The 17,583-nt window shown below is 72.2% G+C and carries 14 protein-coding genes; 1 reads left to right on the top strand and 13 read right to left on the bottom strand.

The window, feature by feature from the left end; genetic code table 11:
- Positions 1–711 precede the first annotated feature (711 nt).
- On the top strand, positions 712–1,494 hold the full coding sequence (gene pgl, locus ACFY7H_RS08635; protein WP_388935077.1) for a 6-phosphogluconolactonase: 783 nt from the start codon (positions 712–714) through the stop codon (positions 1,492–1,494).
- Between the two features lie 57 nt (positions 1,495–1,551).
- Here pgl and pgi read toward each other — a convergent pair whose 3' ends face one another.
- From pgi to ACFY7H_RS08700, 13 genes are all read right to left on the bottom strand, one after another.
- Positions 1,552–3,204: a glucose-6-phosphate isomerase gene (gene pgi / locus ACFY7H_RS08640; protein ID WP_388936164.1), complete on the bottom strand. Its 1,653-nt coding sequence runs from the start codon at positions 3,202–3,204 to the stop codon at positions 1,552–1,554.
- 171 nt (positions 3,205–3,375) lie between these two features.
- Positions 3,376–3,711, bottom strand: coding sequence for an RNA polymerase-binding protein RbpA (locus tag ACFY7H_RS08645; protein ID WP_007263454.1), 336 nt, complete (start codon positions 3,709–3,711; stop codon positions 3,376–3,378).
- A 178-nt stretch (positions 3,712–3,889) separates the two neighbouring features.
- Positions 3,890–4,123 (bottom strand): preprotein translocase subunit SecG, encoded by a 234-nt coding sequence (gene secG, locus ACFY7H_RS08650; protein WP_388935080.1) that lies wholly within the window; start codon positions 4,121–4,123, stop codon positions 3,890–3,892.
- Positions 4,124–4,238: 115 nt separating this feature from the next.
- Positions 4,239–5,015, bottom strand: coding sequence for a triose-phosphate isomerase (tpiA, locus tag ACFY7H_RS08655; protein ID WP_388936167.1), 777 nt, complete (start codon positions 5,013–5,015; stop codon positions 4,239–4,241).
- 15 nt (positions 5,016–5,030) lie between these two features.
- Complete coding sequence (locus tag ACFY7H_RS08660; protein ID WP_388935082.1) at positions 5,031–6,242, bottom strand: phosphoglycerate kinase; 1,212 nt, start codon at positions 6,240–6,242, stop codon at positions 5,031–5,033.
- A 134-nt stretch (positions 6,243–6,376) separates the two neighbouring features.
- Complete coding sequence (gene gap / locus ACFY7H_RS08665) at positions 6,377–7,381, bottom strand: type I glyceraldehyde-3-phosphate dehydrogenase (RefSeq protein ID WP_388935085.1); 1,005 nt, start codon at positions 7,379–7,381, stop codon at positions 6,377–6,379.
- Between the two features lie 232 nt (positions 7,382–7,613).
- Positions 7,614–10,574: a M14 family zinc carboxypeptidase gene (locus ACFY7H_RS08670; RefSeq protein WP_388935089.1), complete on the bottom strand. Its 2,961-nt coding sequence runs from the start codon at positions 10,572–10,574 to the stop codon at positions 7,614–7,616.
- A 151-nt stretch (positions 10,575–10,725) separates the two neighbouring features.
- Positions 10,726–11,721 (bottom strand): DNA-binding protein WhiA, encoded by a 996-nt coding sequence (whiA, locus tag ACFY7H_RS08675; protein ID WP_030237199.1) that lies wholly within the window; start codon positions 11,719–11,721, stop codon positions 10,726–10,728.
- Positions 11,712–12,809, bottom strand: a complete 1,098-nt coding sequence (yvcK, locus tag ACFY7H_RS08680; protein WP_388935092.1) for a uridine diphosphate-N-acetylglucosamine-binding protein YvcK — start codon at positions 12,807–12,809, stop codon at positions 11,712–11,714. The genes whiA and yvcK overlap by 10 nt, the downstream gene beginning before the upstream one ends.
- On the bottom strand, positions 12,806–13,783 hold the full coding sequence (gene rapZ, locus ACFY7H_RS08685; RefSeq protein WP_388935094.1) for an RNase adapter RapZ: 978 nt from the start codon (positions 13,781–13,783) through the stop codon (positions 12,806–12,808). Before rapZ ends, yvcK begins: the two co-directional genes overlap by 4 nt.
- Complete coding sequence (gene uvrC, locus ACFY7H_RS08690) at positions 13,780–15,780, bottom strand: excinuclease ABC subunit UvrC (protein WP_388935097.1); 2,001 nt, start codon at positions 15,778–15,780, stop codon at positions 13,780–13,782. The genes rapZ and uvrC overlap by 4 nt, the downstream gene beginning before the upstream one ends.
- A 184-nt stretch (positions 15,781–15,964) precedes the next feature.
- The gene (locus tag ACFY7H_RS08695; protein WP_388936169.1) at positions 15,965–16,747 is read right to left on the bottom strand and encodes a hypothetical protein; all 783 of its coding nucleotides are present in this window, start codon (positions 16,745–16,747) and stop codon (positions 15,965–15,967) included.
- Positions 16,748–16,752: 5 nt separating this feature from the next.
- Complete coding sequence (locus tag ACFY7H_RS08700) at positions 16,753–17,367, bottom strand: papain-like cysteine protease family protein (protein WP_388935099.1); 615 nt, start codon at positions 17,365–17,367, stop codon at positions 16,753–16,755.
- Positions 17,368–17,583: the final 216 nt, after the last annotated feature.

Genomic DNA, 17,583 nt, shown 5'->3' on the forward strand with positions numbered 1-17,583 from the left:
CGTCTCTTCCGGATCTTGCTCCCCCAGCTACCGCTGGGAGGTGCCCCCAGACCCGGGGGGGGGGGGGGGGGCCCCCCCCCCGGGGGGGGGGGCCCCCCGGGGGGGCGGGGGGGGCCGGGGGGGGGGGGGGGGGGGGGGCGCCCCCCCCCCCCCCCCCCCCCCCCCCCCACCGCCCGCCCGGGCCCGTAACACGGCCTCGGGACACACCTCCGGCTCCCTTCCACCCCGCCAACGGCACGAAGTGCCCAGGGCACAGCCCGGGCGCACGGACCGGGGCAGGGCCCAGGTCCGCCACCCCGTCGGCGTGACGAAGGGTCAGGGGCGCAGCCCCGGCCCCTTCCACCGCGTCGGGTGCGGCCCCCGGGGCATGCCCCCGGACCCACCGCACCATCGGCGCCCCGGGCGCCGGGAGCCGGGCGCAGCCCCAGGTTCGCCAACCCGTCAGGGGGACGAAGGACCTGGGGCGCAGCCCCGGGCCCTTCGACCCCGTTTCGGAGGGCCCGGGGCATGGGCCCGGACCCGCCGCGCCCCTCGACGGCCCCGTCGCCGGGTGCGGTCCCCTTCGGGCGGAGCGCCCGTACGGGGGCCGGGCGGCCTGCCCCCGGTTTCGGGAAGGGGCGCGGTGGGGAACGGCTCCGCGCAGCGGCACCCCGCACCGACGCGCACGCACCATTCATCCCAGAACTACCAAGAAGGCGGCAGCACATGGGTATGACGACTCCCCAGGTCGTCGTCCACCGGGACAAGGAGCTGATGGCCCAGGCCGCGGCGGCCCGGCTCATCACGAAGATCGTGGACGCACAGGCGGCCCGCGGCTCGGCCTCCGTGGTCCTGACCGGCGGCCGCAACGGCAACGGCCTGCTCGCGGCGCTCGCCGCCGCCCCCGCCCGGGACGCCGTCGACTGGTCCCGCATCGACCTCTGGTGGGGCGACGAGCGGTACGTCCCCGCCGACGACCCCGAGCGCAACCACGTCCAGGCCCGCGAGGCGCTGCTGGACGCCGTCCCCGTGGACCCGGCCCGCGTGCACGCGATGCCCGCCTCCGACGGTCCGTACGGCGACGACGTCGACGCCGCCGCGGCCGCCTACGCCGCCGAACTGGCGAAGGCCGCCGGGCCCGAGGACCACGGCCCGGTGCCCACGTTCGACGTGCTGATGCTGGGCGTGGGCCCGGACACCCACGTGGCGTCCCTGTTCCCCGAGCACCCGGCGGCCCGTGAGACGGAGCGCACCGTCGTCGGCGTCCACGGCGCCCCGAAGCCGCCGCCGACCCGCGTCTCGCTCACCCTCCCGGCGATCCTCGCGGCCCGCGAGGTCTGGCTGCTGGCGGCCGGCGAGGACAAGGCGGGGGCGGTGGCCATCGCCCTGGGCGGGGCCGGCGCGGTCCAGGCCCCGGCCGCGGCCGCCCACGGCCGCAGCCGCACCCTGTGGCTGCTGGACCGCGCGGCGGCGGCCAAGCTGCCCGCCGGGCTGTATCCCCCGGCTTCCGCCTGACGGCGGCCGCGCGAAGGGCCCCGCACCGGCGACCGGTGCGGGGCCCTTCGCCGTGCGTCAGCGGCCGCGCAGTTCGCGGTAGGCGGTCACCAGCGCCCGCGTCGACGGGTCGAGTCCCTCCACGGCGGAGCCCTCGGTCAGCGCCGGCTCCACGCGCTTGGCGAGGACCTTGCCGAGTTCGACGCCCCACTGGTCGAAGGAGTCGATGTTCCACACGGCACCCTGCACGAACACCTTGTGCTCGTACAGCGCGATGAGCTGCCCCAGCACCGACGGCGTCAGTTCGGTGGCGAGGATGGTGGTCGTCGGGTGGTTGCCCCGGAAGGTCTTGTGCGGGACGAGCTCCTCGGCGACGCCCTCCGCACGCACCTCGTCGGCGGTCTTGCCGAAGGCCAGGGCCTGCGTCTGGGCGAAGAAGTTCGCCATCAGCAGGTCGTGCTGGGCGGCCAGCGCCGGCGGCAGCTCCGCCACCGGGCGGGCGAAGCCGATGAAGTCGGCCGGGATCATCCGGGTGCCCTGGTGGATCAGCTGGTAGTAGGCGTGCTGTCCGTTGGTGCCGGGCGTGCCCCACACCACCGGGCCGGTCTGCCAGTCCACCGGATTGCCGTCCCGGTCCACGGACTTGCCGTTGGACTCCATGTCCAGCTGCTGCAAGTAGGCGGTGAAACGGGAGAGGTAGTGGCTGTACGGGAGCACGGCGTGCGACTGCGCGTCGAAGAAGGCCCCGTACCAGATGCCCAACAGGCCCAGCAGCAGCGGGGCGTTGCGCTCCGGGGGCGCGGTGCGGAAGTGCTCGTCCATGGCGTGGAAGCCGCCGAGCATCTCGCGGAAGGCGTCCGGGCCGATAGCGATCATCAGGGAGAGGCCGATGGCGGAGTCGAAGGAGTAGCGTCCGCCGACCCAGTCCCAGAAGCCGAACATGTTGGCCGGGTCGATGCCGAACTCGGTGACCTTCTCGGCGTTCGTGGACAGCGCCACGAAGTGCCGTGCCACGGCGGCCTGGTCGCCGCCCAGACCCGCGAGCAGCCATTCCCGTGCCGAGGTGGCGTTGGTGATGGTCTCGATGGTGGTGAAGGTCTTCGACGCGATGATGAACAGCGTCCGCGCCGGGTCGAGGTCGCGCACGGCCTCGTGCAGGTCGGCGCCGTCCACGTTGGACACGAACCGCACGGTCAGGCCGCGGTCGGTGAAGGCGCGCAGCGCCTCGTACGCCATGGCGGGGCCCAGGTCGGAGCCGCCGATGCCGATGTTGACGACGTTCTTGATGCGCTCGCCGGTGAATCCGGTCCACTCCCCCGACCTGACCTGGCGGGAGAAGGCCGCCATCTTGTCGAGGACCTCGTGCACGCCGGGTACGACGTTCTCGCCGTCCACCTCGACGACCGCGTCCAGGGGGGCGCGCAGCGCGGTGTGCAGGACCGCGCGGTCCTCCGTCACGTTGATCTTCTCGCCGCGGAACATCGCGTCCCGCAGCTCCGCCACGCCGGTGGCCGCGGCCAGTTCGCGCAGCAGCCCGAGCGTCTCGTCGGTGACGAGGTGCTTCGAGTAGTCGATGTGCAGGTCCCCGACGCGCAGCGTGTAGCCGGTGCCCCGGTCCGGGTCCGACTCGAACAGCTCCCGCAGATGCGTCTGCCCCAGCGCTTCCCGGTGCTTGCCGAGCGCGTGCCACTCGGGCGTCCGGTTGAGCCTCGTACGGCTGTCTGCGTTCATCTCGGACATCAACCCACTTCTTCCGTCCTGTTGTGCCCCGCCACCGTCCAACCTAAGGGATCGGAAGGGGGACAACACACACAAAGGGGCCCGGTCCGCGGGATTGGGTCTCCTGCGGGCCGGGCCCCCGAGCCGCTTTCGAGTGCGGCCGGTCGTGTGCGGACGGACCGCTCAGATCTCGCCGCGGAGCTTGGCGAGGGCCTCGGCGAGGATCGCCTCGCCGTCGGCGTCCGTGCGGCGCTCGCGGACGTACGCGAGGTGCGTCTTGTACGGCTCCGTGCGCGGCGGCGCGGGCGGATTGTCCCGGTCCTGGCCGGCCGGGAACCCGCAGCGCGGGCAGTCCCAGGTGTCCGGCACCTGCGCGTCGCTGGCGAAACTCGGCTGCGTCTCGTGCCCGTTCGAGCACCAGAAGGAGATGCGCAGGCGGGGCGCGGATTCACCGCGCTCGGCCTCGCCCATCGGCCCGGCTCCGACCCGACTTCCACGAATCGCGTTGCCACTTGCCACGGTCGTAACTCCCTGCGTGATGGTGCCGCGGAGCGTGAGGGATGTCCGCTGCGGACGCCCCAGTCTACGTAAGGCCCAACGCGCGTCCAGCAACCGGAGTTACTCGCTCCGGCCGTGGACGCAGGCCCTCATGATAGGCCGGGCGGAACCGGCGGGACGGGCCGAATGGCCAGAACCGTCAGACGGCGGCGGCCTTCATGAGCAGGCCGAGCGCGACGATGCAGGCGAACCACAGCAGGCCGACCACGACCGTGATGCGGTCGAGGTTGCGCTCGGCCACGGAGGAGCCGCCGACCGAGGACTGCATGCCGCCGCCGAACATGTCGGAAAGGCCGCCACCCTTGCCCTTGTGCATCAGCACGAGCAGCATCAGCAGAGCGCTGAAGACGAGCAGGGCGATCGAGAACCCCATAACCACGGCTGATTCCTACTTTCTGGGCTTGCTGGGAGGAAGCGGGGGCCGGCAGGCCGCGCGTACGCGGCCCCCGGCCCCCGCAAGGGTACGACGGATCGGCCCTACCGCATACTCACTGGTCGCGGAAGCGGACGATCTTGACGAACTCGTCCACGTCCAGCGCGGCGCCGCCGATCAGCGCACCGTCGACATCGGGCTGGGCCATGATCGCGGCGATGTTGCCGGCCTTGACCGAGCCGCCGTACTGGATGCGGACCTTGTCGGCCAGCTCCTGGGAGTACAGCTCGGCGAGGCGGCCGCGGATCGCCCCGCAGACCTCCTGCGCGTCCTCGGGGGTGGCGACCTCGCCGGTGCCGATCGCCCAGACCGGCTCGTACGCGATCACGATGGACTCGGCCTGCTCGGCCGGGAGGTCCTTGAGACCGCCCTCGACCTGGGCCAGCGTGTGCGCGACCTGGTTGCCGGCCTTGCGGACGTCCAGGCCCTCGCCGACGCACAGGATCGGGGTGATCCCGTTGCGGAAGGCGGCCTTCACCTTGGCGTTGCAGATCTCGTCGCCCTCGCCGTGGTACTGGCGGCGCTCGCTGTGGCCGACGGCGACGAAGGTGCAGCTCAGCTTCGACAGCATCGGGCCGGAGATCTCACCCGTGTACGCGCCGGAGTCGTGCGCCGAGATGTCCTGGGCGCCGTACTTGATCTTCAGCTTGTCGCCGTCGACCAGGGTCTGGACCGAGCGCAGGTCGGTGAAGGGCGGGAGCACCGCGACCTCGACGGCGTCGTAGTCCTTGTCGGTGAGCGCGAAGGCGAGCTTCTGGACGTGGGCGATGGCCTCGAGGTGGTTGAGGTTCATCTTCCAGTTGCCCGCCATCAGCGGGGTGCGGCCGTTCACAGTGGTCATGGGGGTTCAGCCCTCCAGGGCGGCGAGGCCGGGGAGCGTCTTGCCCTCGAGGTATTCGAGGCTGGCGCCACCACCGGTGGAAATGTGACCGAAGGCGTTCTCGTCGAAGCCGAGGATGCGGACGGAGGCGGCGCTGTCGCCACCGCCGACCACGGTGAAGGCCCGGCTGTCGAGGAGGGCCTGCGCGATGGCGGCGGTGCCGCCCGCGTAGTCGGGGTGCTCGAAGACGCCCACCGGGCCGTTCCAGAAGACGGTCGCGGCGTCGGCGATCTTCGAAGCGTACAGCTCACGGGTCTTGGGCCCGATGTCCAGCCCCTCCTTGTCCGCGGGGATGGCGTCCGCGGCGACGGTGACGAACTCCGCCGGGGTCTTGCCCTTGAGGTCGGGGAAGTCCGAGGAGGCCAGGATGTCGACGGGCAGGACCAGCTCGACGCCGTTCCGCTCGGCGCGCGCCATGTACTCCTTGACCGTGTCCACCTGGTCCTTCTGGAGCAGGGAGATGCCGACCTCGTAGCCCTTGGCGTGGAGGAAGGTGTAGGCCATGCCGCCGCCGATGAGGATGCGGTCGGCCTTGCCGAGCAGCTCGTCGATGACGGCGAGCTTGTCGGAGACCTTGGCGCCGCCGAGGACGACCACGTAGGGGCGCTGGACGTCGGCGGTGAGCTTCTGCAGGACGCCGACCTCGGTGGCGATGAGGTAGCCGGCCGCGTGCGGGAGGCGCGCGGGCAGGTCGAAGACCGAGGCGTGCTTACGGTGGACGGCGCCGAAGCCGTCGCCGACGTAGACGTCGGCCAGCTCGGCGAGCTGGTCCGCGAAGGCGCCGCGCTCCGCGTCGTCCTTCGAGGTCTCGCCGGCGTTGAAGCGCAGGTTCTCGATGACGGCGACCCGTCCGTCGGCGAGGGCCGCGACGGTCTCCTTGGCGGAGGCGCCGACGGTGTCGGTGGCGAAGGCCACCTCCGCGTCGAGCAGCTCGCCGAGCCGCTTGGCCGCCGGGGCGAGCGAGAAGGCCGGGTCCGGGGCGCCCTTGGGGCGGCCCAGGTGCGAGGCGACGACCACGCGGGCGCCGGCCTCGGCCAGCTTCGCGATGGTCGGCAGGACGGCGCGGATGCGGCCGTCATCGGTGATCTCACCGTTCGCCAGGGGCACGTTGAGGTCGGCGCGGACGAAGACCCGCTTGCCGGCGACGCCCTCGGCGAGCAGTTCGTCGATCGTCTTCATGTGTTTCCTACTCCTTAGGAGACCTTCACCCGGAGGGCGAGGACGGGAGGACCAGGCAAGCGACAGGGCCCGGACGGCGCCTCATCGCGCCGAACGGACCCTGTGCTCACATCGTGTTGCCTTGCCCTACGTTCTTAGAGCTGACCGCCGACGAAGACGGTCAGGTCGACGAGTCGGTTGGAGTAGCCCCACTCGTTGTCGTACCAGCCGACGACCTTGACCTGCTTGCCCTGGACCATGGTCAGGGAGGAGTCGAAGGTGCAGGAGGCCGGCCAGTTCACGATGTCGGAGGAGACGATCGCGTCCTCGGTGTAGTCGAGGATGCCCTTGAGCTGGCCCTCCGCGGCCTTCTGGAAGGCGGCGTTGATCTCGTCCTTGGTGACCTCGCGGTCGAGCTCCAGGACGAGGTCGGTGACCGAGCCGGTCGGGACCGGGACGCGCATGGCGATGCCGTCGAGCTTGCCCTTGAGCTGCGGCAGGACCAGCGCGGTGGCCTTGGCGGCACCGGTGGAGGTCGGGATGATGTTCTCGGCGGCGGCGCGGGCGCGGCGCAGGTCCGAGTGCGGGAAGTCCAGGATGCGCTGGTCGTTGGTGTAGGCGTGGACCGTCGTCATCATGCCCTTGACGATGCCGAAGTTCTCGTCGAGGACCTTGGCCATCGGCGCCACACAGTTGGTGGTGCAGGAGGCGTTGGAGATCACGTGGTGGTTGGCCGCGTCGTACTTGTCCTGGTTGACGCCCATCACGATGGTGATGTCCTCGTCCTTGGCCGGAGCCGAGATGAGGACCTTCTTCGCGCCGGCCGCGATGTGCTTGGCCGCGTCGGCCTTCTTCGTGAAGATGCCGGTCGACTCGATGACGATGTCGGCGCCCAGCTCGCCCCACGGGAGGTTCGCGGGGTCGCGCTCGGCGAAGGTCTTGAAGGTGTTGCCGGCGACCGTGATGGTGTCGTCGGTGTGGGAGACCTCGGCCTTGAGGCGGCCCAGGATGGTGTCGTACTTGAGCAGGTGCACCAGGGTGGCGTTGTCCGTCAGGTCGTTGACACCGACGATCTCGATGTCCGCTCCCTGCTCGAGAAGAGCCCGGAAGTAGTTACGGCCAATTCGGCCAAAACCATTGATGCCTACGCGGATCGTCACGAACCGATCTCCTCGTTGGTGCGCCGGCCTGTCCCGCCGGCGAGCTGTATGGGATGTCCCCGACCGCTTACGACCCTACCTCTCTGTGAGCTTCGGAGTGACATCGGTCGGGGCCTGACACTCCCCCTGCCCCACGGGGGAGGCCCCGAAGCCCTGTACCAGTGGCCACGGCACGGGACCCCGGGGAACTCCGGCCCCCGTCACTCAGGGTGAGCGGGGACCGGGTGGCGGATCAGCGGCCCAACGACGCGAGCGCCTTGCGGAGCACTGCGGCCCGGTCCGCCGCGGCCGGGACGTGCTCCAGCCCGAAACCGAGCAGGACCGTGTCACGCGTAGTGACCGCCGCGTACGACTTGAAGAGCTCTCCGGACCTGGACCAATCCCCCGGAACGTCCGGACTTCCGGCGGGCGCGCCCTGCGCGGCCCACGGCCCGAGGGAGGTCTCGAACCCCTCGACGGGCTGGTCGGCGCCGCCCACGGACACCCGCGCCTCGTCGGCGAAGACACCGCGGCCTCCCGATCCGGGGTCGGTCACGTAGGAGAGGGAGACCTCGACCGTCTTCCCCGCGTAGGGGCTCAGGTCGAAGGCGGCCTGCTTCCAGCCCCCGGAGGAGCCGGTGAAGCTGTGCCACGCTCCGCTGCTGCCGGAGGCGGTGCAGCCACCGGAGTCCAGGGTGAGGTAGCGGCGCAGGAAGGGGTGGCCACCCAGGAAGAATCCGGCCTCGCACTCCGCCGGGACTGTGGCGGAGCTCAGCCCGCCCGCTTCCGGAAGTGTGGTCCAGTCGTCCCCGCCGGCCGTACGGGCCTCCAGGACGGCGTGGTCGTAGCCCTCCTCGGTGTTCCAGTTGAGGGCCATCCTCAGCTTCGGCTGGTCGGCGGCGGTGACCCGGGTGAGGTCGATCGTGCGCGTGAGCCGCTTCCAGTCGTCGTCGTCATGGGCGGCCGCGGCCATCCCGCTGCCCGCGTAAGGGGCGTACGGGTTCACGACTCCGGCGTACTGGCCCGCCTGAGCGCTCCCGAACTGCGGGAACTGCGCCGCGGGGAGGCTGTCGGAGGTGACGGTGTAGGCGCCGGGGGCGCCCAGCGGGTGGCCCGCCGCGTCACCGAGGGAGCCCTTGGTCCCGGCGAGGGCTCCCGCGCCGGTGAAGCCCGTCGCGCCCTGGGCCGGGGTGCGGCCGTAGGCGCCGAGGTAGTACTGGCTGAAGTCGTCGGTCAGGGCCCGCCCGACCTGGGCCCGGCCGCCCGCCAGCTCCCCGGCCTCGACGAGCTTGCCGCCCTCGTTGAGGAACTCGCGGACCGCCAGCTGGGTGGGTCCGCCGGGGGCCGCGGCGCCGGTGTAGTGGACGGCCGTACCGAAGTGGGAGAGCACTCCGAGGCGGTGCGGGGCACCCTGGGTGGCCACGTCCCAGACGGCCGCGGACTTTCCGCCGGCCCGAAGCGCGTCCACGTAGCTCTGGGCGTTCCGCGCCTTCGCGCCCTCCTCGGCGATCACCAGCACGTCCGCGCGGGGGCGCTGCGCCACGGTGTACGTGAAGCGCTCGCTGGAGACCAGGCCGCCGGAGCGGTCTCGGCCGGTGAACCAGACCTCGACCTTGTCGCCGGGCCTGGTGCCGTCCACCGTGGCCCGGTACTCGTCGAACCAGTTGTTGTCCTCGCCGCCGTAGACCCTGCCGCCCTTCCAGGCCTTGAGCGCGTCGTCGTGCGTACGGCCGCCGTTGACGCGGAAGTTGAGCCGCTTGTCCTCGAGCGCCTTGCGGGCCGTGACGGCGACCGTCTGGTCCTCGCCGCGGGCCGCGTAGGAGGTGGTGAAGGGGTCGGGGGTGAAGTCGGCGGCGCTCGTGCCGACGGAGGACGAGGGCCGGTCCGGGTGGGCGGCGCTCTCGCCGACGCTCAGCGCGAAGGGGACGTTCTTGGCGAATTCCTGCTGGATCAGCTTCTCGTCGTCCGGGAAGTTGAACCCGGAGGCGCAGTCCTCGGGCTTCCAGGCGTCGTCCGGGTCGATCGCGGAGGCCGTCTGGCAGGTGGTCATCTCCGGGGTGAACATCATGACGCCGTTGGCGTTGGCCGCGTGGCCGTCGGCCTCGCCGTTGGTGGTGTACAGCTCGGAGGAGAGCTGCGGGCGGTAGCCGGGGACGGCGGGCTTCTCGGGGGTGCCGGCGAGCGCCCTGTAGGCGACGTCGTCCGGGGTGGGGGTGGCGACCTGCCAGCCCACGCCGTACAGGATCAGCTCGGAGGCCGAGTGGTAGTTGATGGCGTACGCGAAGCCGATGCGCTTCTCGAAGGCGTCGAGGGCCCGGGTCTCGGGCTCGGACTGCGCCCCGGGGCCGCGGAAGGTCTCGCTGGAGGGGTTGGGGGAGGAACCCTCGTTGTCGTAGCCCCACTTGTAGGCGAAGTTGCGGTTGAGGTCGACCCCGTCGGCCGCGGTGGTCCTGCCGTCGCCGTTGTTGTCGCGGAGGTTCTTGCGCCACAGCCGGGCGCTGTCGGAGGTGAAGGTGTGGTCGTACCCGTCGGGGTTGGCGGAGAGCAGGAACCACAGCTCGGTGGAGTCCACCAGCCGGGTGATCCGTTCGTCCTTGCCGTAGTTGTCCAGGGTGTGGTGCATCAGCCGCCGGGTCATCTCGGGGGTGATCCACTCGCGGGCGTGCTGGTTGGACATGTAGAGCACGGACGGCTTGTCGCCGTCCTCGGTCCTCCTGGCGTCCTTGGTGACCTTGAGGGCGAGGATGTCCTTGCCCTGGACGGTCCTGCCGATGGAGACGACCTTGGTGAGCGCCGGGTTCTCCTGCGCGGTCCGCAGGATCTCCTCCCGCAGGCCTCCCTTGCCGCTGTACGGGCGGAAGACCCCGTCCCCGGCGGCCTTGGCACGGGCCGACCCCTGGGGGGAGACCTTGCGCTCGGCGAGCCGGATCCCCTGGGCCGCGAGCCGTGCGGCCTGCTCCCCGGTGAGGAAGAGCTCCACCCGGGCGGTCCCGGTCTCGGGGGCGCGCTCGGAGAGTTCGTGGCCGTCCTGGCCGGCGGCGAGAACGAGCGGGACCTGCTCGCGGGTGATGTCTGCGTCGTAGGTCCGCACCTCGTCGGCGGCGGGTGCGGTGCCGGACGCGGGCCGGGGCTGGGCCGCGGCGGGCAGTGCGGCGAGTGTGGTTGCCAGGACGAGTGCGCTTGCGGCGAGGATCGATCTCGCGCGGTGCCTCATGTGCCCCCCTGGGCGTCGTCTGCCACGAAACGTTCGGACGCCAGGCTCACGATCCGGCGATGCCCATGTCAACGGGACAAACCGGGAACGGAACGGGCCCGCACGCGGAGGCGTGCGGGCCCGTCAGGGCGCGCGTCCGGGGAGCCGCTGGTCAGCCCGCCATGTTGTCGGCCAGCTCCTCGCTGAGGTCCAGGTTCGATTCGGTGCCCGGGATGCCGAGGTCCTGGGCCCGCTTGTCGGCCATCGCCAGCAGGCGGCGGATCCGGCCCGCGACGGCGTCCTTGGTCAGCGGCGGGTCGGCGAGCGCGCCCAGTTCCTCCAGGGAGGCCTGCTTGTGCTCCATGCGCAGCCGGCCGGCCGCGGCGAGGTGCTCGGGGACCTCCTCGCCGAGGATCTCCAGCGCGCGCTGCACCCGGGCGCCGGCGGCCACCGCGGCCCGCGCGGAGCGGCGCAGGTTGGCGTCGTCGAAGTTGGCGAGGCGGTTGGCGGTGGCGCGCACCTCGCGCCGCATCCGCCGCTCCTCCCAGGCCAGCACCGACTCGTGGGCGCCGAGGCGGGTCAGCAGGGCGCCGATGGCGTCCCCGTCGCGGACCACGACCCGGTCCACGCCGCGCACCTCGCGCGCCTTGGCGGCGATGGAGAGCCTGCGGGCGGCGCCCACCAGGGCCAGGGCGGCCTCCGGGCCGGGGCAGGTGACCTCCAGCGAGGACGACCGCCCGGGCTCGGTGAGGGAGCCGTGGGCCAGGAAGGCACCGCGCCAGGCCGCCTCCGCGTCACAGGTGGCCCCGGAGACCACCTGCGGGGGAAGACCCCGGATGGGACGGCCGCGGCCGTCCACCAGGCCCGTCTGGCGTGCCAGCTGGTCCCCGCCCGCCACGACGCGCACGACGAAACGGCTGCCGCGGCGCAGTCCGCCGGGGGCCATGACCACCAGGTCGGAGGAGTGTCCGAAGATCTCCAGGATGTCCTTGCGCAGCCGTCGCGCGGCGATGCCGGTGTCCAGCTCCGCCTCGATGACGATGCGGCCGCTCACCAGGTGCAGGCCGCCCGCGAACCGCAGGATCGCCGAGACCTCCGCCTTCCTGCAGCAGGTCCGGGTGACGGGGAGGCGTGAGATCTCATCCTTCACCGCGGGCGTCATCGCCATGGGCCGATCCTTCCATGCATCCGAAAAATACGGTCGTACGCGGCGGCCAGCAGCTCCGGATCGTGCTTCGGAGAACCTCCCCCAGCGCCTTCGGCCTGGGAGGTACCCCCACGCCAGGCCACTGGAGCCAGCTCGACCGCGGCACCGAACCGTTTCGCGGCATCGGCGAGGGACTCGCGGTCGGGCACGGCGGCCTCGTCGGCCAGCACCACGTCCAGGGCGAGTTTAGGGGCGTGTCGGGCCAAAACCTCCAAATGACGCTGCGGAGAGAAGCCCTCGGTTTCGCCGGGCTGCGGTGCCAGGTTCAGTGACAGGACCCTGCGGGCCTTCGTCTGCACCAGCGCGTCGAGCAGTTCCGGCACCAGCAGGTGCGGGATCACGGAGGAGAACCAGGACCCCGGGCCCAGTACCACCCAGTCGGCGTCGAGCACGGCGGCGACGGCCTCCGGCACGGCCGGCGGGTCGGCCGGCACGACCTGCACGGAGAGCACCTCACCGGGGGTGAGGGCCACCGTGGCCTGCCCCCGGACCGTGTCGACCTCGTTCGGGCGCGCCGGGTCGTGTCCCTTGACCAGGGCCTGGAGCTCCAGCGGCACCGCCGACATCGGCAGTACCCGGCCCTGCGCGCCCAGCAGCTTCCCGACCAGGTCGAGGGCCTGGACGGGGTCGCCGAGCTGCTCCCAGAGGGCGACGATCAGCAGGTTGCCGACCGCGTGGCCGTGCAGGTCGCCCTCGGACTGGAAGCGGTGCTGGATGACCCGGGCCCAGGTCTGCCCCCAGTCGTCGTCCCCGCACAGCGCGGCCAGCGCCTTGCGCAGGTCGCCGGGGGGCAGCACGCTCAGCTCCTCCCGGAGCCGTCCGCTGGAGCCGCCGTCGTCGGCGACGGTGACCACCGCCGTGAGCTCGCCGGTGATCCGGCGCAGCGCGGCCAGGGAGGCCGACAGGCCCATGCCGCCGCCGAGGGCGACGACCTTGGGTGCGGCCACCTTCGCCGCCGCGCCGCGGCGGCCGGCGCGGCCCGCGCCCTCCTCGCCCCGGCCGGGGGTGAGGCGGCGCAGGCGGCGCAGCCGCAGGGTCCGACCGGTCACTCGCGCCCCATGTCCCGGTGGACGACGACGGTCTCGACGCCCTCGGACGCGAGGCGGGCGGCGAGCTTCTCGGACATGGCCACGCTGCGGTGCTTGCCGCCGGTGCAGCCGACCGCGATGGTCACGTACCGCTTGCCCTCGCGGCGGTAGCCGGCGGCGATGAGCTGGAGCAGCTCGGTGTAGCGGTCGAGGAACTCCTTGGCGCCGGGCTGGCTGAAGACGTAGCCCGACACCTCCTCGTTGAGCCCGGTGAAGGGGCGCAGCTCGGGCACCCAGTGCGGGTTGGGGATGAAGCGGCAGTCGACGACGAGGTCGGCGTCGACGGGCAGGCCGTACTTGAAGCCGAAGGACATGACGGTGGCCCGCAGCTCGGGCTCCTCGTCGCCCGCGAACTGGGCGTCCATCTTGGCGCGCAGCTCGTGCACGTTCAGGCTGGAGGTGTCGATGACCAGGTCGGCGTCGCCGCGCAGCTCGCGCAGCAGGTCGCGCTCGGCGGCGATGCCGTCGACGATCCGGCCGTCGCCCTGGAGCGGGTGGGGGCGGCGGACCGACTCGAAACGCCGGACCAGCGCGTCGTCGGAGGACTCCAGGAAGACGATGCGGCGGGTGACGCCGCGGGCCTCCAGGTCGGAGAGGGACTCGCGCAGGGCGTCGAAGAACTGGCGGCCGCGGACGTCGACGACGACGGCGATCCGCGCCACGTTGCCCTGGGAGCGGGCGCCGAGCTCCACCATGGTGGGGATCAGGGCCGGCGGGAGGTTGTCCACGACGAACCAGCCGAGGTCCTCCAGACACTTGGCCGCCGTACTGCGGCCGGCTCCGGACATCCCGGAGATGATCACCAGCTCGGGGATGGCCGCCTCGGCGTTGTCGCCGGGCTCCACGGTCGTGCCCGTACTCACCTGTGCTCCGTCTCGGTCGTGCTCGTTCGTGTGTGCGGTCTGTGCGGTCTGTGCGGTCTCGTGCTCGGTCATGGCGCGGTCCCCCGTTCGGGCGATGTCTCCGCAGGTGCGGAGACCTCGTCCTCAATGATCTCTCCTGTCGCCGTGTTGACGGCAGGACCGGCGGGAACCGCCCCGGCGAGGGCGGCGGCCACGGTCTCCGCCGTCTTGCGGCCTATGCCCGGGACCTCGCAGATCTGCTCGATTGTCGCCTGTCTCAGGTTCTTCACCGAACCGAAGTGCTTGACGAGGGCCAGCCTGCGGCTCTCCCCGAGGCCCGGTACCTCGTCCAGCGGGCCCGCCTTCAGGCGCTTTCCGCGCTTGTCGCGCTGGTACCGGATGGCGAACCGGTGGGCTTCGTCACGCACCCGCTGGAGCAGGTAGAGGCCTTCGCTGGTGCGGGGCAGCACGACGGGGTCGTCCTCGCCGGGCAGCCAGACCTCCTCCAGCCGTTTGGCGAGCCCGCACACCGCCACGTCGTCGATCCCGAGTTCCTCCAGGGCCCGCTTGGCGGCCGCCACCTGCGGCTGCCCGCCGTCGACGACGACGAGCTGCGGGGGGTACGCGAAACGCCTGGGCCGACCGTCGTCCTCCGGCTCGCCGTCCTCGGGGGACCACTCCCCCGTCTTCAGCTTCTCCTGGAGGTAGCGGCGGAAGCGCCGGGAGACGACCTCGTGCATGGACCGGACGTCGTCCTGGCCCTCGAAGCCCTTGATCTGGAACCTGCGGTACTCGCTCTTCCTGGCCAGCCCGTCCTCGAACACCACCATCGACGCCACGACGTCCTCCCCCTGGAGGTGGGAGATGTCGAAGCACTCGATGCGCAGGGGCGCGCCGTCCAGCTCCAGGGCCTCGGCGATCTCCTCCAGGGCCCGGGAGCGGGTGGTGAGGTCACTGGCGCGCTTGGTCTTGTGCAGGGCGAGGGACTGCTGGGCGTTGCGGTGGACGGTCTCCATCAGGGACTTCTTGTCCCCGCGCTGCGGGATGCGCAGGCTGACTCCGGAACCGCGCCGGCCGGCGAGCCACTGGCTGAGGGCGGGCGTGTCCTCGGGGAGCGCCGGTACCAGCACCTCCTTGGGGACGGCCTCGCCCTTCTCCTCCCCGTACAGCTGCTGGAGGGCGTGCTCGACGAGCCCGGCGGTGTCCACCGCCTCCACCTTGTCGGTGACCCAGCCGCGCTGGCCGCGGACCCGGCCGCCGCGGACGTGGAAGATCTGCACGGCCGCCTCCAGCTCGTCCTCGGCGACCGCGATGAGGTCGGCGTCGGTGGCGTCGGCGAGCACGACGGCGTTCTTCTCCATCGCGCGGCGCAGGGCGCCTATGTCGTCGCGCAGCCTGGCGGCCTTCTCGTACTCCATCTCCTCGGCGGCCTCGTGCATCTGCTTCTCGAGCCGCGAGAGGTAGGTGCCGGTCCGGCCCGCCATGAAGTCGCAGAAGTCCTCGGCGAGTTCGCGGTGCTCATCGGGGGTGACCCGGCCGACGCAGGGCGCGGAGCACTTGCCGATGTAGCCGAGCAGGCAGGGGCGGCCGATCTGCGCGGACCGCTTGAACACGCCGGCGGAGCAGGTCCGCACCGGGAAGACGCGCAGCATCAGGTCGACGGTCTCGCGGATGGCCCAGGCGTGCCCGTACGGGCCGAAGTAGCGCACGCCCTTCTTCTTGGGCCCGCGCATGACCTGGACCCGGGGGTACACCTCGTTCATGGTCACGGCGAGGGAGGGGTAGCTCTTGTCGTCCCGGTACTTGACGTTGAACCGGGGGTCGTACTCCTTGATCCAGGAGTATTCGAGCTGGAGCGCCTCGACCTCGGTGGACACGACGGTCCACTCGACGGAGGCGGCCGTGGTGACCATGGTGGCGGTACGGGGGTGCAGGCCGGCGATGTCCTGGAAGTAGCTCGCGAGGCGCTGGCGCAGGCTCTTGGCCTTCCCGACGTAGATCACCCGGCGGTGGTCGTCGCGGAACTTGTAGACCCCCGGGGAGTCGGGGATCTGCCCGGGCTCGGGACGGTAGCTGGAAGGGTCGGCCATGCCAACCACCCTACTGGCGGGGGCCGACAACCCCCGGCACCACCGGGCGGCCCGGCCGGTGCGGAACCGGTCCCGCGGGCGGGGCACGGGGGGGGACCGCTCGCGGGGCCCGGCCTCGCGGGCGCCCGCCTCGCGGGGCCCGGGCGGGTGCCGGGCCCCGCGGGCGGGTGGGGCGGGGCCGGGGTTACGCCCCGGCGCCGGGGCGGCGCCGCCGCCGCAGGGCTACCGCCCCGGCCGCGCCCAGCGCCAGCGCCCCGGTGGCCACCGCCACCGGCGCCCCGGCGGGCCCGGCGCCGGCGTCCCCGCCCGCGCCGGCGAAGCCCCCGGCCCTGCCCTCCTTCGCGTACGCGGACGCCGGAAGCTTGTCGCCGTACAGCTTCGTCACCCGGGCCCGGTAACCGGCCAGCGTCGTCCCCCGGTCGCCCACGGCCCGCGCGGCGTCCTCGTCCAGCGGCAGCACCCGGTCCTCCCGTGCCACGTACCAGGCGTCGGTCTGGGGCTCGCGGAACACCGTCCCGCCGGGGAGTCTCTCCGCGCCCAGCCGGGCGTAGCGGAACTCGTCGTCGCCGGTGGCGATGTTCACCACCTGCCAGCCGGCCCCGGTCCTCGCGGTCCACAGGGCCGCCTTCTGCCCGTCCGAGGAGACCGCCGCGCTCGCCAGGAACTCCAGACGGGCGACCGGCGCCCCGGCCTTCCCGGCGACGAAGTCGGGCGACAGATAGCTCACGGGGGTCACCTCACCCTCGATCCGGGGCCGGGCCTCGGCCTCCGGGATCCTCCCCTCACGGGCGAAGAACCGGGAGAGCGTCGCCAGGGTGGCGGGCGCGGCGGCGGCCTCGCGGGCGGCCGCCCGGGTCTCCGCGGTGACGCCCTGGGGCTGCGGTACGGGCGCGGCGGAGGCCTGCCCGCCCGTGGCCCACAGGACGGCGGCGGCCGCGAGGACGGTGGCGGAGGCGCGCAGGGTCATGGCGGTCACGCCCCGATCCGGTAGAGGGAGTGGGTCCAGGAGAAGGTGCTGTTGTCCACGTACCAGGCGTGGGAGGCCCAGTTGTAGCGGTCGCTGGAGGGCCAGGGGTCGCCCCAGTAGACCCAGCTGCCGGCGGTGTCGTAGCCGTAGACGACGTGCATGTGGCCCCCGCCGTTGGACCACTGGATGCGGGTCTCGACCGGCCGGTTGGCGTTGATCTCGGTCTGTACGGTCGAGTACTGGAGCCAGCCGTTCACATAGCTGCCGGCGTTGATGCCGGCCCAGCGCAGGGCGGTCTGGACGTTGCCCAGCGTGGCCTGGTTGTTGGGGCACTCGGTGCCCTGCTGACGGTTGAAGGCGGCGTTGCAGAACTGGTTCTGGCTGTAGGTGCGGCCGAACCAGGTGGCGATGGTGTTGCCGCCGGCGGCCCAGCACCAGTTGCTCTTCTGCTGCGCCTGCATGGTGATGTCGAGCCGCTTGTACGCCAGGGCCGTGCTCGCGGTGTCCGCGCCCGTGGCGGCGGCGGTGGCGGTACCGGCGCCGATGCCGACGGGCAGCAGGACGAGGAGCAGGGCGGAGATCATGGCGGCCAGGGACAGCCGCCCGCTTCTGTTGCGCATCGCGTTCCTCCCGAGGTGGGGACTCGAGGTGTGGGGGGGGAGCGCGTCCGGACGCTGTGGAGGAGCATCAGGGTGTTGTCGCGATCAGGTCAACACGTTTCAATACGCGGTGACATTGCAGTGTGAACGGTGTGGCTGTGGTGTGAACGGTTGCCGCCGTTCCACCAGGTCCCCCGGCACCACCGCCCCGGCCCCCCACCCGGCGCGCGTGAACGT

Source organism: Streptomyces sp. NPDC012794, assembly GCF_042901085.1.
Classification (GTDB): Bacteria; Actinomycetota; Actinomycetes; order Streptomycetales; family Streptomycetaceae; genus Streptomyces.